The sequence below is a fragment of the Fredinandcohnia onubensis genome, assembly GCF_002734215.1.
Taxonomy (GTDB): domain Bacteria; phylum Bacillota; class Bacilli; order Bacillales; family Bacillaceae_L; genus Ferdinandcohnia; species Ferdinandcohnia onubensis.
Genome location: NZ_NSEB01000004.1, coordinates 272,512 through 293,737, shown reverse-complemented (window position 1 = coordinate 293,737; position 21,226 = coordinate 272,512). Strand labels below are relative to the sequence as shown.

At 38.8% G+C, this 21,226-nt stretch carries 17 protein-coding genes; 1 reads left to right on the top strand and 16 read right to left on the bottom strand.

The features are described from left to right. The 4 genes from CKK03_RS04330 to CKK03_RS04315 all read right to left on the bottom strand — a co-directional run bounded on the left by CKK03_RS04330 (position 1) and on the right by CKK03_RS04315 (position 2,465). A complete protein-coding gene (locus tag CKK03_RS04330) occupies positions 1–210 on the bottom strand; it encodes a helix-turn-helix domain-containing protein (protein WP_099355368.1) in 210 nt (69 codons plus the stop codon). A 10-nt stretch (positions 211–220) separates the two neighbouring features. Then, a complete protein-coding gene (locus CKK03_RS04325; protein ID WP_099361393.1) occupies positions 221–712 on the bottom strand; it encodes a DUF2975 domain-containing protein in 492 nt (163 codons plus the stop codon). Positions 713–910: 198 nt separating this feature from the next. Beyond that, complete coding sequence (locus tag CKK03_RS04320) at positions 911–1,504, bottom strand: YdeI/OmpD-associated family protein (protein ID WP_099361392.1); 594 nt, start codon at positions 1,502–1,504, stop codon at positions 911–913. Between the two features lie 88 nt (positions 1,505–1,592). Further along, on the bottom strand, positions 1,593–2,465 hold the full coding sequence (locus CKK03_RS04315) for a LysR family transcriptional regulator (protein ID WP_099361391.1): 873 nt from the start codon (positions 2,463–2,465) through the stop codon (positions 1,593–1,595). 115 nt (positions 2,466–2,580) lie between these two features. Here CKK03_RS04315 and CKK03_RS04310 point away from each other — a divergent pair, with 115 nt between their 5' ends. Continuing rightward, on the top strand, positions 2,581–3,282 hold the full coding sequence (locus tag CKK03_RS04310) for a YczE/YyaS/YitT family protein (RefSeq protein ID WP_099361390.1): 702 nt from the start codon (positions 2,581–2,583) through the stop codon (positions 3,280–3,282). Between the two features lie 458 nt (positions 3,283–3,740). Here CKK03_RS04310 and CKK03_RS04305 read toward each other — a convergent pair whose 3' ends face one another. From CKK03_RS04305 to lacZ, 12 genes are all read right to left on the bottom strand, one after another. Beyond that, positions 3,741–3,935 carry a hypothetical protein gene (locus CKK03_RS04305; RefSeq protein WP_099361389.1) on the bottom strand — a complete coding sequence of 65 codons (195 nt, stop codon included), beginning with the start codon at positions 3,933–3,935 and terminating at the stop codon, positions 3,741–3,743. Positions 3,936–3,953: 18 nt separating this feature from the next. After that, a complete protein-coding gene (locus CKK03_RS04300; RefSeq protein WP_099361388.1) occupies positions 3,954–4,871 on the bottom strand; it encodes a DMT family transporter in 918 nt (305 codons plus the stop codon). A gap of 173 nt (positions 4,872–5,044) precedes the next feature. Next, positions 5,045–5,758 carry a hypothetical protein gene (locus CKK03_RS04295; RefSeq protein WP_099361387.1) on the bottom strand — a complete coding sequence of 238 codons (714 nt, stop codon included), beginning with the start codon at positions 5,756–5,758 and terminating at the stop codon, positions 5,045–5,047. A 178-nt stretch (positions 5,759–5,936) separates the two neighbouring features. Then, the gene (locus CKK03_RS04290; protein ID WP_099361386.1) at positions 5,937–7,544 is read right to left on the bottom strand and encodes a sensor domain-containing diguanylate cyclase; all 1,608 of its coding nucleotides are present in this window, start codon (positions 7,542–7,544) and stop codon (positions 5,937–5,939) included. A 142-nt stretch (positions 7,545–7,686) separates the two neighbouring features. Further along, on the bottom strand, positions 7,687–8,688 hold the full coding sequence (locus tag CKK03_RS04285) for a LacI family DNA-binding transcriptional regulator (protein ID WP_099361385.1): 1,002 nt from the start codon (positions 8,686–8,688) through the stop codon (positions 7,687–7,689). 54 nt (positions 8,689–8,742) lie between these two features. After that, positions 8,743–9,624: a DMT family transporter gene (locus tag CKK03_RS04280; protein ID WP_099361384.1), complete on the bottom strand. Its 882-nt coding sequence runs from the start codon at positions 9,622–9,624 to the stop codon at positions 8,743–8,745. A gap of 51 nt (positions 9,625–9,675) precedes the next feature. Beyond that, complete coding sequence (locus CKK03_RS04275; protein WP_099361383.1) at positions 9,676–11,364, bottom strand: amylo-alpha-1,6-glucosidase; 1,689 nt, start codon at positions 11,362–11,364, stop codon at positions 9,676–9,678. Between the two features lie 44 nt (positions 11,365–11,408). Beyond that, entirely contained in the window at positions 11,409–14,468 is a 3,060-nt protein-coding gene (locus tag CKK03_RS04270) for a glycoside hydrolase family 2 TIM barrel-domain containing protein (protein WP_099361382.1), read from the bottom strand. Positions 14,469–14,498: 30 nt separating this feature from the next. After that, positions 14,499–15,320: a carbohydrate ABC transporter permease gene (locus tag CKK03_RS04265; RefSeq protein WP_099361381.1), complete on the bottom strand. Its 822-nt coding sequence runs from the start codon at positions 15,318–15,320 to the stop codon at positions 14,499–14,501. Beyond that, positions 15,317–16,249, bottom strand: coding sequence for a carbohydrate ABC transporter permease (locus tag CKK03_RS04260; protein ID WP_099361380.1), 933 nt, complete (start codon positions 16,247–16,249; stop codon positions 15,317–15,319). The genes CKK03_RS04265 and CKK03_RS04260 overlap by 4 nt, the downstream gene beginning before the upstream one ends. 70 nt (positions 16,250–16,319) lie before the next feature. Continuing rightward, the gene (locus CKK03_RS04255) at positions 16,320–17,561 is read right to left on the bottom strand and encodes an ABC transporter substrate-binding protein (protein ID WP_099361379.1); all 1,242 of its coding nucleotides are present in this window, start codon (positions 17,559–17,561) and stop codon (positions 16,320–16,322) included. 590 nt (positions 17,562–18,151) lie between these two features. Then, positions 18,152–21,217 carry a beta-galactosidase, LacZ type gene (gene lacZ, locus CKK03_RS04250; protein WP_483866639.1) on the bottom strand — a complete coding sequence of 1,022 codons (3,066 nt, stop codon included), beginning with the start codon at positions 21,215–21,217 and terminating at the stop codon, positions 18,152–18,154. Between the last annotated feature and the right edge of the window lie 9 nt (positions 21,218–21,226).

Here is a 21,226-nt window from a genome sequence, read left to right as displayed (position 1 = left end):
TTATTCGTCACTTCGGTACTCTAATAGATCCCCTGGCTGACAATCCAAGGCTTTACAAATCGCTTCTAATGTTGAAAAACGAACCGCTTTTGCCTTTCCATTTTTCAATATGGAGAGGTTAGCCATTGTGATTCCAACTCTTTCCGATAGTTCGGTTACGCTCATTTTTCTTTTAGCCAACATTACGTCAATGTTTATTATAATCGCCATTGTTATCACCTCAGACCGTTAAATCATTTTCTGTTTTTATCTTGATCGCTTCTTGTAAAAGTTTTTTGAGTAGAGCCGCAAAGACTGCAACCACCATCGAAGCACCAACAATGACCAATCCGATTAATACGAGACCTGGTGCATCATCCCACTGCGCTACGATAAACACGAATGGTAAAGCTAATACATATAAACCACAAATCGTGATGGCACAGGTTCTAATTTTCTTTAGAGCTATTACTGAAAGATCCGAGAAAGCAATGTTTTTGTCGATATAATTTAAAAGCCTGAACGCTTGGTATAAGGCAACGTAAAACGGAATCGCTGAAACATACATGAGAGTTAATATACCCAGTACCATATATCCCAACGTTGCTCCATCTGCTGCTTCTTCAAATGCGATACTCGCAATCCGTGGCAGTCCAAATATGCACAGAGCTAAAATGGGAATTCCTACTATAATAACGGCCAACCTTAAAAAACGTGTTGAACTTAGTTTCATAACCTACACCTCTTTTATTTATTGTCCATTTAATTTACCACACATTTTATCGTTTTACAATAAAATATTATTGAAACTTATTCTGTTTTTGTTGTTTATGGGATTATCCTTTTCATCTTTATTAGGCACAATAAAAAGCATTTCTGATGAGTGAAATGCTTTAAATCTTCGGCTCTATATAGTAAGGATAATCAGAAGTTAATCATTCAATCCCTTTCCATTAAGAATTTGCTCGATATATTTCTCAACCCTGGACTCTCGAGTTTTTGATTGTTTAGCTCCGGAAAAATAAAGGATATATGCTCGTTGGCGTCCCGGAGTTAATGCTTCAAAAGCCGTTTTCAAGCGGGACACTTCATCAAATTTCGTTTGAAGTTCCACAGGGATTGTAAAATCGGTTGTCTTTTTATGTTTGACTTCCAAACCTTCTTGTTCCACTTTTATAGCTTCCTGTATATAGTCCTTCAAAATACTTTCCATTTCAATGATTTCCTGAACATTGGTAAACCTTATTTGACGCTGTGCCTGTGAATTCTCACCAGGTTTAACAAGTACACCATTGGGGTCCTTTAACAAGGCACCCTTAAAAAACATCAGTGCACAGTATTCTTTAAAATTTTGTATAATCGCGATGTTCTTTCCTTGAGACGTATAACAAGGCAATCTCCACTTTAATTCTTCAGTCAAACCGCAGTCAAGATTGATCATTCTCAATTTCTCAAACTCTTCTTTCCACTTCTTTTCCTTATATATAAATTCATCAACCTTAGGATTCATTCTACTATTAGTCATCAAAGAACACTCTTCATTTCTTAAATTTCGTTTGGTCATCGGTTCCTTGTCCCATTTGGGACGAGGAACTTATCCCTGTGTCCCGGGTCTATTTTATCATTTCCCAAAAATGCATGGCTGCTTTTGAGGTTGGCACATCTTTCAATTTCAGCATTACGGGTTCTAGACTAATATCAAAATTCTCGAACTCGTAAATCTGTAGATGCTGGTAAAATAATGATTTATAATTCATTCTTGGAATGATGGAGATTCCTAACCCACGATTGACAAGTGCAACAACCATGGGAATATCTTTGCATTCAACAACAATATTGGGTTTGACTTCATGGTCTTGAAACGCTTTTAATATATTTTCATGAAAGGTGTGACCTTCCATCGCACCTAGCATGATAAAAGGAAGGTGAGCAATTTCATTAAAAGTAGGCTGTGCTGAGAGCTCACTTGTTAAGCTATTAGGAACAATGAGGATGGCAGGTTCTTTCTTCAGCGTCTTCATTTCAAATTGCTCTGCATGACTCGGTCTAAATAGTAACGCAAGATCAATCTCTTTTTGTTTTAACTTTGCTAATAAACTTTCCGAGTCCCCAGAAAAAATGTTAATTTTGATTTGAGAAAACTGTTCTCTAAAGTCTTCAATGTAATCAATCAACATATTCGAACATGCTGATGAGACCCCTATACGTACTGTTCCCGCGGTACCCTCTTCTATTTCATGAATCCGTCTTTTCACTTCTTCCATTTGACTTACTAATTGTTCAGCATATTGATATAACAGCTGGCCTGATTCGGTTAATTCCCATTTCTGACGATACCTATGAATTAATGTAGTACCTAATTCTGTTTCTAATTTTTTTAATAGCTGACTTAACGGCGGTTGTGCGATATTTAGTACCTCGGCTGCTTTTGAAATATTCCCTTGTTTAACAATTTCCCTATAATACTGTAACTGACGTATATCCATTTTTAAAAGCTCCATTATATGTTTTTATATATGACTTATGTACTAAATATATATTATTAATATACCATTTCCCATGATAATATTGAAGTTGGACTATTTTTTAGAGGAGGATTATATGAATCATAGAAATGTGACCATAAAACGGCTTAGTTTGTACATTATTGGCTTGTTTTTCCTTTCACTTGGTGTCAGCTTTTCCATACAGGCGGACCTTGGTGTTTCACCAGTCTCGTCTTTAGCCTATGCATTTGCGCTTGCTTCAGGGTTATCGGTCGGAATGATGACCATAGTTGCAAATGTTTTATTTATTATTATCCAAGTAATACTAAGTAAACAATTCAACTTCAAAGAATCGATCGTTCAATTAGTGATCGCGTTTTTATTCGGCTTCTTTATGGATTTAACCCTATACCTTGTGCAACTCGCGCCAATGCCTGAGTCGATATTCATGCGATGGGCTTTTTTAATCATTAGTTTGTTCGTAGTTGCAATAGGTTTACTTGGTTATTTCACTGCGAAATTCCCCTTAATGCCTTACGATCAGTTAACGTTTGTGATAAGCGAAAAATTTAAGTTACCTGTTGGTAGAGCTAAAATTTCAAGTGACTTACTTAATGTTTGTGTAGCAGGAGTTGTCTGTGTTGTCACGATTCAATCATTAGGTGCAGTCGGGATTGGTACCGTAGTTGCTGCATACTTCATTGGTAAAATTTTAGGCCTGTTCATGAAGCATTTCCAAAAACCCCTGTCCCAATGGATGAATAGAAACAATGTCAATGAGGCGGTTGAAAAGAAAAACACGAGTCTTTCGTCTTAAGAGGAAGATTCGTGTTTTTCGTTTTGTAGTAATATGATGTAAACTCACTTTCGCCTAAGAATATTTCTTGGGGCTGACGGTACGATTAGGGTCTAATCTTACCCTCACACATGCTTCTCCCTCCAACCGAGGGTACGATTAGGGTCTTTTCTTACCCTCACTCTTGTTCAACCTCGCCACCGAGGGTACGATTAAGCAGTTTTCTTACCCTCACTCTTGCTCATCTCCGTCACCAAGGGTACGATTAAGGTCTAATCTTACCCTCACTCTTGCTCATCTCCGCCACCGAGGGTACGATTAAGGCCTAATCATACCCTCACTCTTGCTTCCCCCACCAACCGAGGGAACTATTAAGTTCCTTTCTTACCCTCACAAAAACAAATCACGCTACAATGGGCACGATTACCGAATATATCTCCCAAACTAAAAAAAGCGCCCGCAAGGACACTTTAATAGATTTATACATATCTCCAAATATACACGCCAACCGCAATCAATGAGAGCAGTATTACGATTGTATAGATGAGGGTCAGGGTGATGCTGTTTCTCTTCGTTTTTTCGCGGTAGTTTGCGTCCCCTTTTCCTGCTATTAACATGGTTCCAATTAATGCAGCGATTCCAAGGATAATAACGATAGTAAACGCCGTATTCACTTTACTGTTTCACCTCGATTATAAAGATGTCTCATTTTCGATCATAGCCTTTTTCGGGAGCTTTTCGCTTGTTTCTTGAACGATGATCACAGCTGCAATCACCATGATAATCCCAACATATTGCCACATTTGCAAGGTTTCTTGAAAGATAAAAAAGCCAATGATTGCTGCAACAACTGGTTCTATCGTTGCAATAATTGAAGCACGGCTTGACTCAATATACTGTAAGCCTTTTGTATATAGGATAAACGCCATCATCGTTGATAGAAATCCTAATCCGATTATATAAATCCAAGCTTTAATATCCGTAAACAGATTCGCTACAGTCCATATCCCGCTGAACGGTGTTACTGCAACCGCAGCAAAAATAAACGTATACACTGTGACAGTAAGTGAATCATATTTTTTAAGCGCAAACTTGCCAAAGATACTATAAAGCGCATAAAAGAAACCGGACCCGATTCCCACCACTAGACCAAAGAGAGAAATCGTACCTGAAAAGTTTGGAAAGACTCCTACAACAAAGGCACAGCCCACAATGGTTACCACAAGTGCCAGGACTTTTCGGGTGGTGAGTTTCTCTTTAAATAAAATTCTAGCAAATATCGTGACAAATGCTGGTGCGGTATAAAGGAGAATCGCAGCAACAGAAATCGAAGTTTCCTCAATCGCTACAAACATGCACCAGTTAAAAAAGACAATACTTATAATACCTGTACCAAAAAAATATTTGCTGTCAGTTAGCTTCATTTTGAAGGCACTCGGATTTCTCAATAAAGCATATGTAATGAGAAAAATAGAGGCTGCGATTGCTCTCACAGCAACAACCTGTAGTGGTGTAAAGCCTATTGCGTACAGATTGCTTACAAATAAACCGATAATGCCCCATAATGCCGCACCTGCTGCAATTGAAATCCCCGCCGTCTTTTTGTTCATTAGCGTTTCCCCCGATGGACGTATTGCCAATATGTTACCAGAATTCAAAAAATTTTAAAAGTAAATATACCATTTTCGCATTACCCAATTACACAAAGTCACCTAAGGTTTCAATTTTACATACCAAAAAAGCTGAGTAAACTCCAATACTCAGCTTTTCCTTTTGTAATTTCTTATCTTATAGGCACTTCAATCGTTTCGTCATTTAATAGCACTTTAAGGACCAAAGGTTTATCTGTTTCTGAAACAGGTGTTGGAACTTGGAAATAGATATGAACATTCCCTTTTGTCAGCGGATTCACACTGGCACCACCAAACTTTGTACCTTCCTCTTCCTCTGTTGCTGCTAAACTTTCAAACTCATGCTTGCCATCGTATAGTAAAAAGAATTTAACAGGCGCAAGTTTGTGTCCATAGTTAAAAATATCCGTTGTATCGTTATTGATGGTACCTGTTATATGAAGATAGATTTGAGAATCTGCATTCGTACTGCGTGTTGCCCAAATATCATCGGGCTTCGGATTGGAAACAGAAAACTCTTTTACAAACGACGCATTCGTAAGCGTAATCTCTACAGAGTCATTATCATAATAAAATACCTTGTCGGAATCAAATAAGTTCTCAGCAGGTTGTGTTTCTTCTTTCTCATCGTCACCGGAAGCTCTAAAAACTTCTGCTTCCTTGCTTTTTGTTTCTTCACTATCTTCTTCTGTTTCTTTCGTTTCAGTGTCTTCTTCCTGAGTATTTGTTTCTTTTTCCGCTACATCCGTATTAGACGTATTTGACAGGTCGTCACTTTTCTTCGATGCTTCATTCGAACTACCACAAGCTGTTAATAGTACTGCTAATACCAATGTAAAAAGTATACTTCCCCATTTTTTCTCCATCATATTCCTCCTATAAACCCACTCAAAAACTAATTATAGTATCCAAATTTTGGGCATACAACAGGATTGGTTAAAAATAGGAAATAAATCCCTCTTCTTAAATTTCAAAGACTAGACCTTTTAACTATATCCAACTAAAAACACATACTTACTGCCTACTTTTTTTTAAAAAATTCCCTTACCCTGAGTAAAAATAATACTGATTTTTTCCTTTCCGTTTTGCTTCAAACATGGCCATATCGGCATGTTTCATGAGGACCTGCGCTGTATGGCCATCCTCTGGATAAAAGGCGATTCCTATACTCGAGGTCACGCTAACAGAAATGTCTTCGATAATGACGGCTTCCTGAATGGATTGTATGATTGTTTCGGCAAATTGCCTTGTCTCCTCTACATTTGTATTCGTTAGAAACAGATTAAACTCATCCCCCGCCATCCTTGATAGAATCCCCTTTTCTGGCAAAAGCTCCTTTAAGCGCATTGATATACGTTGAATGAAGGTGTCACCCACATCATGGCCATATGTATCATTAATCGCCTTAAACCCATCGAGATCTAAAAATAATAATGAAAGAGGTTGTCTCCTTTCGATCGCCACATTTAGTTTTTGAGCAAAGTATCTCCGATTTGGCAGGCCTGATAAAGGGTCATGGAAGGCGAGTTGTTGCATCATATCCTCTGCTTCTTTTCTAGCAGTAATGTCTGTAAAAAACACTTGGACATATGTTTCCCCTTGCATTTCATATGGGAAACCAGAGACTTCAACATAAATAGACTGCTTATCCACCCGGATCATTTTTTCTTCGATTGCTCCAACCGGCTTATCGTTTCGGATTGACTTCCATCTATTTTTAATAATTTGATGATAATCGGGGTGTATGAAGTCGAGAAAATGCTTTCCTACGACTTGACTTGAAGAAGTGCCACCTAAAATTTTGATACCGGTAGGATTAATATAATGAATAATGCCAAACTTATGGATGGTGATCCCAACTGGGGCTAATTCTACTAATCGCTTGTAATGTTCTTCGCTCACTAATAGACGATTTCGCAGTCTATCGTCTCTGCTTGCTTGAAAAAGGAGCAATACAAGCAGAATGAGAATAAAAATCGTAATAGCCGTTGCGATTGTATACCCAGATAAAACATATCCTGAATGGCCACCTCGATGATAAAAATCGACTATTTCGAAGGTCGTTGCACTCATTCCAGTGTAATGCATGCCTGCGATTCCTGTGCCTAGAAAGATGGATCCGGCAAATCCAAACCAAGCTTCATTTCTATATTTCGAAAATAGCCAGAATGTCACCGATGATCCGATAAACGCTGCTAAGAGAGAAAGTAGCATAAGTAGAGTTGCATAGGATAGATTGGCCTCCATTTGCATCGAACGCATGCTTAAAAAATGCAGCCCAAAAATACCAAGACTCAGCAAAAAGCTACTAGTCACCACTGTTCTCGTTTGTTGCCCTTTCGAGATAAGAGAAAAGGCAAGCAGTGATAACATCACAATTAGAAATAAAGACGCTAGGACGAGCCAAGTATTGTAGGTGACGGTTACGTTTATATGGACTGCAAGCATCCCGATAAAATGCACCGCCCACACACCCCCGCCCATTACAAACGAGGCTGAAAGCAGCCAAAACATATCTCTTTTTGTGCTTTTCATATTTCGCTTTATTAAATGAAGGGCAACATATGAAGTAAAAATACCAATCAGTATCGAAAGAATAACCATCCATAAGTGATACTCTGTCTCATAACTACTTTGAGTTGAAAACAACATTATAAAACACCTTTTCAAAAGATTTGGGGCGATGCCGTCACCACCTTATTATTAGGATGGTTTAATAGGGAAAATACATTCAAAATAGGATCGAATTCAATATAAAAACCCACGAAACTTGTGAGTTTCGTGGATTACAGGTTTACCTTTTTTTTGCCTTTGTAGCACTGCCTCTGACAATGAGCTTTGTGTGAATGGTTATTTTTTTACAGATTTCCCGCTTAGTTGCAATTCGCTCAAGTAGTAAGTCGACCGCAGATTCTCCCATAATCTCCGTGTACAATTTTACGGTTGTAAGCGGTGGCATCATGTATTGCGCAGATGACACATCGTTAAAGCCGACGATGCTTAGGTCCTCTGGTATTTTAACACCTAATTCATAAGCAGCCTTGTAGCAACCGACTGCAATTGAATCGTTTGCGACAAACACCGCGGTTGGTTTTTCGTTCTGACTAAGCATCTCCTTAAGGATCTGATAGCCATCCTTTGGATTATAGCCGCCAATTTTAACGAATTCCTCATTAAAAATTCCTTTTTCCTTTAAATAGCATTCAAAGACATCCTGTCGTAAGTCCTTGAACCGATTACCATACATATCTGTTTCAACTCCACCGATAAAACCTATGTTTTTATGTCCTAGGTCAACCAAATAGTTGAGCGCCGTTTTCGTCGCAGAGGTAAAATCGATGACAACAGCATCAAAACTATCCTCATCTGGATTTGAATCCACAAACACCGATGGCTTATCAAAGCTCTTAATCAATTCAATGTCTGCTTTTTTAAAGGTTCCAAGGCAGATGATTCCGTCCAATTTTGATAGACTTCTTTTTGTATCGTCTTTTGTAATTTTTAATAATTCCATCCCCAAGCTTTCAAGCTTCTTTTCTAATGCAACCCGAATTGAAAGATAATAGGTGTCGACTAATTCCTCTTCTAGTGAATAGGAATAGTAGAGCCCCACTATCCCTTTCTTTTTCGTTTTTTTCTTTTTCGGGGTAACGACATAATTTAGTTCCTCTGCCGCTTCGAAAATTCGCTTTCTAGTCTCCGGTGCAACGTTTAACGTTTCATCATAGTTTAACACCCGAGAGACCGTTGCCATGGAAACCTGCGCTAAATCTGCTATATCTTTAATTGTCGCCATATATCATACCCACTTTTTTCTTTATACTTCCATTTTAATACAGATGATCAATTGTTACACTGCTTCTTTGTAGCTTTTTTTCCTTATAAATTTCAATTTTGTTTCAGAAATGATGATGGCTACAAGGATAATAATGGCTCCGATGATCATTCTTGTAGTTAACACTTCACTTAGAATGATAACGGAGAATACCATGCCCCAGAATGCTTCTGTTGATAAAATGATGGCCGCATTTGTTTCGGTCGTGAATTTCTGAGCGACTGTTTGTAGTAAAAACGCAATTGTTGTGGAGAAAACCCCTAAGTACAGAACCGCCGATACTCCTTCAAAACTAGCCGTAAAATTCATTTCTCCTTTGAAAAGGACAACGATGAAACCCAAAACCGTGGCAGCCGCCATTTGAATAACCGTTAATAGCACTGGGTCTTCATCCTTCACAAACTGTGCCGTGTAGAAAATATGAAATGCGAATGCAACCGCACATAACAAGGTCAAGAAGTCTCCAAAGTTAATGCCGCCTGAGAGCTGAAGTGATAACACTCCTATTCCGGTTATCGCAAGCACTGCGCCCAAGAGCTCAAACTTATCCATTTTTCGTTTAAAGATAAAGAAAGCAATAATCGGAACAATTACCACATTTACCGCCGTCAAAAAGGCATTTTTCGATGGTGTGGTATAGACTAACCCGACTGTTTGTAGAGCAAATGCTAAATATAGAAAGATTCCAATGATTGAACCCTTGATTAACGTACTCTTTTTGATGTGTTTTAGTTTCTTAAAAAAGACAAGACTTAACAAAAGAACACCAATTAGGAAACGGATTGCTAGAATTTGATAAGGTGTATAATGTTCCAGCGACACCGCGCTCGCCACAAACCCGCTTCCCCAAATGATGGCTACTATCGTAAGACCTATTTCCCCAAAATGTTTCCGCATGTAAACCTCCACCTATTGGGAATCAAGGGACAGGTCCCTCGTCCCATTTTTTTAGATTCGTGGGACAGGGGACCTGTCCCCGTGTCCCATTAATTGAAGAAAGACGCTTGATGTCCATGTGAAGGAGGTATCGACGAGCCCTGTTCCGTTATGAGGGTCGAAGTTTTCTGCCATTCCGCCGACAAGTGTTAGATTTAAGTATTTCTCTCTAATTCTTTCTCCAATTTCACTGTAGCCAAAACTTTTTAATGAATCAATAAAAAGATAGGTGACTGGTGCCCAAATTGGTCCAAGCCAGTAGCCATTTTCCTTATAAAATGGACTTGATGGCATTTCTGTTGCAAATCCATATTTCGTTTCAAAGGTTTCCGTAAGGTCCTCCACAAGCTGATCCATCACCTTTTTATCAAGACGATACCCGATCAGTACAGGCAAACGCAGAATCAAGCTTGAGCGAATGTCAATCATTTCAGCATTCTTACCAACACGCCCAAAGAATCCATTTTCGTCGTACAATCTATCCATTAATAAAGCAAACATTGAATCTGCTTTTTCTGTAAATTGCTTCGCTTCTTCCTGCTCTCCAAGAATGCCCGCAAATTTCGCTAAAATATCATATGTTCTTATTAAAAAGCTAGCAAGGTCTGGTGCTTCAACCGGCATACCACGATGAAATAAGGACGCATTGTCCCAGCCGGAATCATTGCCGTGCTTATAATGTGGAAGTCGACCTTCATATGTTCGATATAGGTCAAAATACTTTATAACTTTTTTTGTAGATTCATAAACCTCTCTTAAGCGGTTTACATCTTTAAAGTAATCATTTTCTTCCATGAGTTTTTCATAAACATATGCAAAAATCGGAGGCTTAATACAGTTATAGGATACAAATTTATCATTCACAAAATCAGGGTATGCCCCAGATTCATCCTGTGTATCGATAAAGATTTTTAATTGGGAATACGCAAGTTCAGGATACTTAGCTCCTAAATTTAATGCATTGAAACAATTGTCCCAAGACCAAATATTGTACATCCACAGCTTTGACATATACATGGCGTAATCTTTTAAAAGGCCATCTGGGTGAACGACACTTGACCACGTGATATACGCCGCACGGTCAATCGAAGCTTGGTAGACTTCATTTTTCTCTGTGATATTTCCGACCCACTCTTGATAGAGTTTCTCGACCTTGTCTTTACCCGCTTCAAAGCTTACATATTCTTTCGGCTTAAAAACAGTCCGATAGCTCTCAATCACAAAGTGGCCATTACTCATGCGAATGTCGATAAAATCATTTCCGATGACATTCCATGGTGCTTCAACTGACATTTCTCCGCTGAGCTTGCTGATCATCAGCTTTAATTCCTTCGGATAGATATGATATTCATACATTCCATCCTCATATTCATGCAAGGTATCGTATTTTACTTTGCTTGCCTGCAAACGTAATTCTACTCCACTGACTTTCATATGGAGCTCGTCCTCTTCCGGAATGATGATTTCCGCATATTTTCCTAAGTCCTCAACTAAATAAAAACGCAAGGACGCTTCAGTTGCGAGGATATCAAATTCTTTTTCAACACCATCCAGCAAAAGATCCAATTTAAAAAGCTTTGAGGGTGCGTCATCCCCACCATGAACATCGCGTATATAAATTTCTTGAGAATCCTTCTCCTGTGACACGCAAAAATAAGAACCAAATCTAGAAAAAGGAATTTCTCTAATATCCAAATTCATCTATCATTCTCCTTTATGAAAGAAGCAGGGTTTCCCCTGCTCTCTTAACGTGCTGTGAAAAATTTACTTTCTTCTACTAGGCTATCCTTTTCAATCTTTCTTATTTCAAATTGAAGGCGGAAGTCCTCAATCACGGTTCGATATGGAGGTAACTGCTCTTCACCACAGCTATTGCTTCCAACACCACTTTGCTTATAATCAATGGTCAACACATTGAATGGTGACTTCTTGATTTTACCGCGGTGCTTCGCCTCTTCAAGAGCATTTGTTTCATAATCATGAATCGTGAAGTCATACTCTTCTTTAAAATTAATCAGGTACTTGTGGTCACCTTTTGCTAGCGCTAGGAAAGAGGTATCACATCTTGATCCATTTTCCTGTGGATACACATAATCAGTGTGCATGTCTTCAACAGTCTTGTTGTAGAGTCCAATTGGTTGGCTACGTTTCGTATCCTGATAGGATTCAGAATCCCCACGACCATACCAAGTAACATGGTTGTAATCTTGGTTAAGGTTCATTGTTACTCCAATACGTGGCAGCATTTCTGGAATTTCTATGCCGCGTAGAACTTTTTCACCTTTTAAATCAATGTTTAACGCACCATTTTTTGTGATACGGTAATTGTATGTTAAATGGAAGCCCCATGCTTGGTTTACAGTTGATAAATACTTCGTGATAACCACGTCCACATGGTTTTCAGACACCTCATAAGTGACTTCGCCAAGCTGTTCTTTTGTATTTTTAAGGAAGTACTTGTTAATCCAGTCATCCTTTTTATACATATCATTGTCGATGATTGCTCTCCAAAGCGTTACTTCAGGGCCTTTGTTAATAATCTCTTCCCCTTCAAATTCGAAGGATTCAAGTGTTCCGTACACATTTGAGAAAACAACCTTGAACTTATCATTTTCAATTTTAAGCTGAGCTGCTTCGTCTTCAATAACGAATTCAGATCCGATTGACGCGACAGGTTTTACACTTTTTTCAAGTTTCGTAGAATCTAGTAAAAAGCTTTCCTTTGTAATCTCGTGTCCTTTTTCCGCATGGAGAGTATCTTCAGCTTCTCGATAACTTAGGTAGATTCGAACATCGTCATGCTGTGCAGCTTTTGCTACATCGATTGGTAACGTGATTTCTGCTACATCATGAGCTTGGATGCTCGGTAGTTTGATTTCTTTTTCCTCGATAAGTGTGCCGAAGGATTTCACTTCGATATGAAGCACGATGCCACTGATGTTTTTAAAATCGTATAAGTTCTTCACACGAATTTTTCCTTCTGCTACGTTTACTTCCTCCGTCACTATCGGCTCGATGACCTTTTTGTATTCAATTAGTCCTGGTGATGGCGTTCTGTCTGGGTAGACAAGCCCGTCAATACAGAAATTTCCGTTAGTTGGGAAATCGCCGTAATCACCGCCATATAGATAGTGCGTTTCACCATTTTCATTCTTCGTTTCAATTCCATGGTCACACCATTCCCAAATAAAGCCACCTTGTAATCGAGGGTACTTTCGCATTAATTGTTGGTACTCTGTTAAACCACCAGGGCCATTCCCCATCGCATGTCCATACTCACATAAAATATGAGGCTTCTTACCTTCTGCATCTTTACCGATTTCTTCGAGTGGTTTTAAGCGAGTATACATGGTTGTGTAAACATCACTGTAAGCTGCAACTCTGTCACCCTCATAATGTACGAGTCTAGTAGGGTCGATTGCCTTAATCGCATTGTACATCGCTGTGAAGTTGCGCCCAGCTCCTGACTCATTTCCTAATGACCACATCACAATACTTGGGTGGTTGCGATCTCTTTTTACCATACGAACTGCACGGTCTACATATTGTTTTTCCCATAATTCATTATCGGAAATCCAGTTATAGTTACCGGTGTTTTCGAAGCCATGGCACTCAAGGTCCGCTTCATCTATTACGTATAATCCATATTCATCACATAAATCATAAAATACATCATTATTTGGATAGTGTGCTGAACGAACAGCGTTAATATTATACTGCTTCATCATTTTAATATCCTGAAGCATGTCTTCATAACTTACCGTTCTACCTGTCTTTGGATGTGAATCATGACGGTTCACCCCGTTAAAGAAAATGCGTTTTCCATTGACACGAATTTCATTGTCGATGACCTCAATTGAACGGAAACCAACGCGAAGCGGCACAATTTCCTTATCACCATTTGGTAAACAATATTCAAAAACAAGATGGTATAGATTTGGCTCCTCTGCATTCCATAAAAGCGGCTTTTCTATTAATTTACTAGTCTCGAATTTTCCGTCAGCCACTTCGATGTCAAACTGATCCACTTTCTCATCTCTGTGATATAGAGTTGCAAATAAACCTTTTACATCGTTTGTTAAAAATTCACCACCGACTTTCAAGGTGAAATTTTCATAGTTTTCATCAGGCAGTGTTTCCACAAAAACGTCCTGAAGCGTATTTTTGTTGATTTTAAAGAGCTCCACACTTCTAAAAATACCTGAAAGCCACCACATGTCCTGGTCTTCTAAATAAGTGCCATCAGAGAACTGATACACCCTTACCGTTAGGCGGTTGCTTCCTTGTTTCACATACTCCGTAATGTCAAATTCAGACGGTACTCTAGAAACCTTGCTGTAACCGACATGCTGTCCGTTCACATATAAATCAAATGCAGAGTCAACCCCATTGAATTTTAAAATAAGGGCTTCGTCGTCTACTAAATCAGAAACCTCTAACTCTCTAAAATAAATCCCTGTTGGATTTTCCTGTGGTACAAATGGTGGGTTGATAGCAAATGGGTACAAAACATCTGTGTAATGCATGTTTCCGTAACCCTTGATTTGCCAGCTAGATGGTACTTCGATATCGTCTAAACCTTCGACTGCGAAGTCCTCCGCCTCAAACCCCTTTGGTGAAAGCTCTGGTGCATCTACAAATAAAAACTTCCACACGCCGTCAAGCAATGTATAGCCCATACTATTTTCTTTGTTAAACGTTCTTGCGTTCTCTTTTGTTTCGTATCTATAAAAATCTGTATGTGCAGGGAGTCTGTTAATCCCAGTCAGATGGATATTCTCCCATCTTTTCATCTCTCGTCGCATATTATCTTCCTCCGCATTTCTGTGCTGATATTATTTAATAGAACCGCTAATTCCCTCGACAATATACTTTTGTGCAATCAGGAACACGAGAACTGGTGGAATAATCATGACTAACGTAATCGACATAATTGGTAGAATTTGAAGGTCATGAATTCCTTTAAATGCTGCAAGTCCTAGTGCTAATGTATATTTTGATTGATCTTGAAGGTAAATTAATGGACCTAAGTAGTCGTTCCATACTAATAAAATATTTAATACAGCAATTAGGATAAGTGGTGCTCTCATAATCGGTAAGAATATTTTAAAGAAAATCTGGAATTCGTTTGCTCCATCAATTCTTGCTGCATTTTCAAGATCCTTCGGTATGTTCATTAGGAATTGTCTTAATAAAAAGATATAGTAAGCTGATCCAAAAAACGCTGGGACAATTAATGGTTTTAATGTGTTAATCCATCCGAAAAAATTGAATTCCATGTATAACGGAATCATCGTTACGTCCCAAGGTATCATCATCGTTGCAAGCAACAAGATGAAGAGTCCATTTTTATATTTGAAGTCATATCTTGCAAATCCGTAGGCTACTAGAGAGCAAGAAATCAACTGCCCTAACGTTGTCATCACGGTTACGATGACCGAGTTTTTAAAATAGGTTCCAAACGGTTGACTGTTCCAGGCATCCATAAAGTTTCCCCACTGTGGCACTTCTGGGAAAATCTTTGGTGGGAAGCTAAACACTTCAGCCTCTGTTTTTAACGCAGAAAGGATTACCCACACAAATGGTAGTAAGAAGTAAAGTGAAAATAATCCAAGAAGGCTGTACATTATGATTTTATATTTCCTCGACATCTTCATTTTTTCTTCTTCCCTTCTTTTTTCACTTCATTTTCGTAAAATACCCATGTGGATGATGATTTAAAGATTAACATCGTTAAGATTAAGATGACGATGAACATAAACCAAGCGTTTGCACTTGCATATCCTAATTCATGGTGTTTGAAGGCGTTGTTGTACACGTATAGTCCGTAGAAATAGGTTGATTTTAACGGACCTCCACCGGTTAAAAGTAAGACTAGGGTTAATTGTTGCAGTGCGGCGATTACCGATGTAATCACGTTGAATAAAATTGTTGGTGTAATACTAGGGATTGTGATGCTGAAAAACTGACGAAACGGACCCGCACCATCAATTGCTGCTGCTTCATATAATTCTGGCGGGATTCCTTTAATGTCTGTGTAAAAGATAAGCATCATTGTTCCGACACCCCAGGCACTCGCAATAACGATTGTCAGGATTGCCCACTTCGGATCGACAAGCCATTTTGGCCCTTCAATACCAGCTAATGAAAGTAGGTAGTTTAAAATTCCATATTCAGAGTTAAAAATCCAGCCCCAAATAATTGAAATTGCAACTCCGGATACAACCGCAGGTAAATAGAAAATGGTACGGAAAATTTTCATTCCTTTTAATGGTTGAGTAATGAGGAGCGCTAAGATTAGGGCAGTAACTAAGTTTAACGGCACAAAAATCGCGGCAAATTTAAATGTAATGGCTAAAGATTTATAGAATTGTGGATCGTCAGTGAACATCGTTTTATAGTTGTCGATACCCACAAAGCTTGGTGCACTTGTAATTGGCCAATCAAAAAAGCTCATGATTAATGAAAAAGCTAATGGACCAAGAGTGAACACCAAAAATCCGATTATCCAAGGTGAGATAAATAAATAGGGTACTTTCCTACTTACCAGCTGATAGCTATTCGCTTTCTTTGTTTTATTTAACATAAGATGACCCCTTATTCAGATTAGAAAATAGGGTAAAGCACTGTACAAGTGCTTTACCACGTTAAGTTTTTTACTGAGCAGCGTCCTTTAATGCTTCTTTAGGATCTACCATTGTGCTTGGGTTAAAGATCGATTCGAATACATAATTTAGATTGTCGGAGACCTGACTCCAGTCCTCTACGATAAAGGAAGCAGGAGTATAGCCCTCACTCTTTTCTAACATGGAGTAGAACACACTCTTCATTTCGTGTTCCTCAAGCTTTTCACTTTCTACAACAGATTTTAGAACTGGTAGTTCGAAATCAATTCTTGCTTTGTTTGCTTCTTCGCCAGTCCAGAATTTAATGAACTCAAATGCTTCTTCTTTGTTTTTAGAATTCTTAGAAATAGAAATTCCTGAAGAACTTAAGATACTAACACTTTTTCCATTTTCAAACGTCGGTAATTCAACTACACCATAATCAATTCCAGCCTCTGTTAATGGGTTAAGTCCCCATGCACCATATACAAACATGGCAACTTTACCAGATTTCATTTCTGTAGCTCCAGAACCCTCAGTTGGAATCGCATAGCCTTCTTTCGCCATGTTTTGGAACATCTCAAACACTTCAACTGATTCTTTTGAATCAAGGTTTCCTTTTAAGTTTCCTTCTTCATCAACGTATGCTGCGTTGTTACCCCATAAGAACATTTCGAAATCATATGGGTCAGGCTTTCCTGAGAAAGCAAATCCAGTAACCTTTGAATCTTTGTTTGTTATTTTCTTAGCTGTATCTTGAAGATCTTTCCAAGTCCAGTCTGCTTGCGGATATTCAACACCGGCTTCGTCAAATAGAGCTTTGTTGTAATAAACAACATGTGTTGTGTATCCAACTGGTAATCCAAGGATTTGGTCATCCGCTGAGTTATAGTTCCAAAGAGTTTCATAGAAATTGTCTTTGTATTCAGCGCCTTCTTTTTCAATGTAAGAATCAAGTGGCTCTAATGCATCCTTGTATTGTGGGTAGTTCCACATATACATAATGTCCGGAGCATCCTTCGCACCCATACCAGCTGTGATTTTTGTATCATACTCACTTCCGTATGCTTCTAAAACAACTTCAATATTTTCGTGAGTTTCATTGAATTTGTCGATCATTTCTTGCTGTAAGTCAACATCGTCACCAACATCCCATGTAGCAAATCGAAGTTTTACCTTCCCATCTTCGGTAGTGTCACCACTGCTTTCCCCCGATGATGAGCTACAACCCGCTAAAAGTAACATTGCTGCGATGAATAAAAAGAAAATAGATTTAAATTTTACTAGCTTCATAATTGCGCCTCCTTTTTATATGACACCTTCATTATATTCTGACTTTTACTAAATGTAAACGGTTTTATTATTTATTTTACTAAAATTTATTTTGGTATAAAATGGGTTATATTGTAGTGTTAGTAAGGTTTTACAGGTATTTATTAGTTTAGTAAAAAAGAGAAAAAGAGTTTTCTTTTTGGTGAAGTGTACGTATCGGATTAGTGAGTTTTAGTAAAAATGAGGCTCGGATGGGGCGCTTGTGGGTCACGGTGACAGGTCCCTTGTCCCAGTGAAGTAAGTCGTCGATAAGGTTTTGTCCGATATATTTTGTTTTCCGTCCGATATATTGAAAGTTATGTCCGATAAAGTTGAAGCTCTGTCCGATATCCGTTCAACTTCGTCCGATATATTCCTATTTATGTCCGATATCCTGAATACAGTTTGCCTTCTGGGTAGTCGAAGGGCTTTTATATCGATTACGTTTCGATTCTTATAAACTTTTCAAAAAAAAGCCGATTCCTCTTCTACTGAGAAATCGACTTCTTGTTTATTGGGTTACAGGAACCCCTTGATTATAAAGTTGGGACAATGGACCTGTCTCTCTACACCTAGATTGGACTAATCGTAAATTCAAATTCCATGTCTTCGTTTGGATTTAACAGGTATTCTGGGTGAACAGGTGCTCCCCAGCTATCGTCTCCTCCAACGCCCATTTGTTTGCCTGCCACAGTTACAACTGTGTAGTGTACATTTGGCAGTTCATAGTGATGAGCGGCATTTTCTAGTTCAAAGGCCGTGTAAGGTGAAAAATTACATTCTACTGGACGAGATGTTGAAGCAATTTTAATTCCTTGTCCTTCACGGTTTGTGAGGTTTACCCAACGTACTCCTGTGCGATTGCCAGACTCTTGCGGTTTTACATATCCAGACAGGTTGTCTGCAACTGTATTTTTAAATACCCCGAGCCTTGCGCCAGCAGCACGGTCTGAATAATTTTCTTCCGGCCCCATCGCGTACCACTCTAATTGGTCATAATCAGCAGAAACCTTAAATGAAAGAGCAAAGATTGGCATTTGTGGAAGGTTGGCAGCGCCATGATAGTTTGATTTTACACGAACACTTCCATCTGCAAATACAGTAAATGTATTCTTCACTTCAATTTCCGAGTGGATCGAGAATTTATAGGTGAAAGTAACCTCTATACGGTCCTGTTTTTCCTCTACATCCCATCCAATCGATTTACGAGCTAGACTAGCTGCATACCAGCATCCAGATTCAAACCCTTGAGCAAATCCTCTATCATTGTCGGTTGTTGCTCTCCAGAATAGTGGAAGTAGTGGTGCCTCAATCATCTCTCTACCTCCATATTTCATCGAAATCAGACTACCCGCCTTGCGACAGAACATGATTGTAAAATCAGTACCATGTATACCCACATTCTGTGTTCCGTATGCTACTCGTAGATTCCCGCTAGGAACTTTTGCAATCTGTTTTTTCTCTTCAAACACAAATTGGCCAAAAGCAATCTCATAACCAGCATCTGCCCAATACTCTTCTTCTTTCAGTTTAAAAGATGTATGGATGACATATTCACCTGCTTCATCAAGTAAGTCTGTTGGCCAATTAAATTCAGCTCGACCTTCACTTTGTGCAGGAATCACCACCGTTTGGCCTCGATTTCGGTGCAATTCTTTTCCATCTAGGAATAAAACGTACTCTAGTTCATAATTTGATGTATCTTCAAATAGATTTTCATTTTTAATCGTTACGCCTGTTTTATCAACAGTAAGTTTGATATTTTGATAGAGATATTTTACTTCTTGCATCTTTGGTGAAAGCTCGCGATTAGCATAGACAATGCCATTTGTACAGAATCCATAATCTGTAGGGCGGTCGCCAAAATCTCCTCCGGTCGCAAGAAACTCCTGACCATAACGGTCTTTTTTCACCAAGGATTGGTCAATATAATCCCAAATAAATCCACCTTGGTACATCTCATATTTATTTTCAAGAGCCGTGTATTTGTGCATGCCTCCAAGGGAATTCCCCATCGCATGTATATACTCACAGCTTATATAAGGCTTTTCAGGATTGTCCGTTAAATATTCCTCAATATCCGCAGGCTTTGCGTACATCCGGCTTTCCATATCACTTGTGTCGTTGTAGTCACGATTATGGAACACACCCTCATAGTGGACTAGTCGGCTTGGGTCAACAGATTTGAAGTAATGAGTAACATTTAAAATAACCTCACCTGCATATGACTCATTCCCACATGACCATATCAAAACGGAGGGATGGTTTTTGTCTCTCTCCAGCATTGAAACGGCTCGATCTAAGACAATATCATTCCATTCTGGTTTGTTCCCAGGGATATTCCATGATGGTTCTACCTGCCCCATCTTCTGCCAGGATCCATGTGTTTCCAAGTTCATTTCATCAATCACATAGATTCCGTATTCATCACATAACTCATACCAATAACTTTGATTTGGGTAATGTGCGGTACGGACTGCATTAATATTGTGTTGTTTCATTGTTTTAATATCCCAAAGCATGTCTTCCTTTGTAATCGCACGGCCGCTCCGATGGTTGAATTCATGACGATTGACACCCTTAAATACGATTCTCTCGCCATTGAGTCGCATGATTTTATCCACAATCTCAAACTTACGGAATCCAACCTTTTGTGGAATAACCTCAACAAGTTCCCCTGAAGCACTATAAATTTGGATAAAGAGTTTATACAAATACGGATTTTCCGCACTCCACAACGTTGGAGCTTCTACCTCCATCGATACTGAACCCTTTTCATCCGTAAGCGCACTACTAGTTTTTTCTACTCTGTTCCCTTCTTTATCACAAAGCTCAGCTACAATTTCGGAGCCAAAAGGGATATTTGGTAGAAGCTTATAATCTACTTTTAGCTCTGCCTTTTTAAACGATGAGTCAAGATTTGTATGAATGTGGATATCCTGTGCATGAATCTCAGGAACTGTATAAAGATATACATCTCTAAAAATACCAGAGAATCTCCAAAAGTCCTGATCCTCAAGCCAACTCCCGGTGCTACGTTGGAACACCTCTACTGCTAGTTTATTTTCCCCTTCTTTTATAAAAGGAGTTAATTCAAACTCAGCAGGTGTGAAGCTATCTTCGCTATACCCAACAAATTCACCATTCAACCAAACGTAGAATGCAGACTCTACACCTTGAAATGAAATATACACAGGTTTGTTTTCCATATTCTCAGGTACTTTAAAGTCCTTAACATAGCTGCCAACCGGGTTAAAATCCGTCGGGATTGCTGGAGGCCGTATATCTTGATGTCCATCCCACGGATAAATTGTATTCACATATTGTGGCGTTCCAAATCCTTGTAATTGAATGTTGCCCGGAACGGTAATATTTTCCCAAGCTGAACACTCAAAGTCCGTTTCGTAAAAACGCTCTGGTCTTGAATCAGGGTTGATTGAATAATGAAATTTCCAATTTCCGTTCAAGTCGTAACGCATCTTCATTGCAGATGCTTCTTTCGCTTCCTCTAATGTTTCATAGTAAGTGTGGTCAGAATGAGCTGGTATTCGGTTCACTGCAAACACATTTACATCGGTTAGCCAATCGATACTTGGAGTTTGAACTCGTTTCGTTTCTTGAATTTGAGTATTCGACATCATCATATT

Bases quoted from the DNA above. Each gene is read 5' to 3' on its own strand.
- CKK03_RS04330 (WP_099355368.1), bottom strand. From the start codon at position 210: ATGGCGATTATAATAAACATTGACGTAATGTTGGCTAAAAGAAAAATG.
- CKK03_RS04325 (WP_099361393.1), bottom strand. From the start codon at position 712: ATGAAACTAAGTTCAACACGTTTTTTAAGGTTGGCCGTTATTATAGTA.
- CKK03_RS04320 (WP_099361392.1), bottom strand. From the start codon at position 1,504: ATGACTAATAGTAGAATGAATCCTAAGGTTGATGAATTTATATATAAG.
- CKK03_RS04315 (WP_099361391.1), bottom strand. From the start codon at position 2,465: ATGGATATACGTCAGTTACAGTATTATAGGGAAATTGTTAAACAAGGG.
- CKK03_RS04310 (WP_099361390.1), top strand. From the start codon at position 2,581: ATGAATCATAGAAATGTGACCATAAAACGGCTTAGTTTGTACATTATT.
- CKK03_RS04300 (WP_099361388.1), bottom strand. From the start codon at position 4,871: ATGAACAAAAAGACGGCGGGGATTTCAATTGCAGCAGGTGCGGCATTA.
- CKK03_RS04295 (WP_099361387.1), bottom strand. From the start codon at position 5,758: ATGGAGAAAAAATGGGGAAGTATACTTTTTACATTGGTATTAGCAGTA.
- CKK03_RS04290 (WP_099361386.1), bottom strand. From the start codon at position 7,544: ATGTTGTTTTCAACTCAAAGTAGTTATGAGACAGAGTATCACTTATGG.
- CKK03_RS04285 (WP_099361385.1), bottom strand. From the start codon at position 8,688: ATGGCGACAATTAAAGATATAGCAGATTTAGCGCAGGTTTCCATGGCA.
- CKK03_RS04280 (WP_099361384.1), bottom strand. From the start codon at position 9,624: ATGCGGAAACATTTTGGGGAAATAGGTCTTACGATAGTAGCCATCATT.
- CKK03_RS04275 (WP_099361383.1), bottom strand. From the start codon at position 11,364: ATGAATTTGGATATTAGAGAAATTCCTTTTTCTAGATTTGGTTCTTAT.
- CKK03_RS04270 (WP_099361382.1), bottom strand. From the start codon at position 14,468: ATGCGACGAGAGATGAAAAGATGGGAGAATATCCATCTGACTGGGATT.
- CKK03_RS04265 (WP_099361381.1), bottom strand. From the start codon at position 15,320: ATGAAGATGTCGAGGAAATATAAAATCATAATGTACAGCCTTCTTGGA.
- CKK03_RS04260 (WP_099361380.1), bottom strand. From the start codon at position 16,249: ATGTTAAATAAAACAAAGAAAGCGAATAGCTATCAGCTGGTAAGTAGG.
- CKK03_RS04255 (WP_099361379.1), bottom strand. From the start codon at position 17,561: ATGAAGCTAGTAAAATTTAAATCTATTTTCTTTTTATTCATCGCAGCA.
- lacZ (WP_483866639.1), bottom strand. From the start codon at position 21,217: ATGTCGAATACTCAAATTCAAGAAACGAAACGAGTTCAAACTCCAAGT.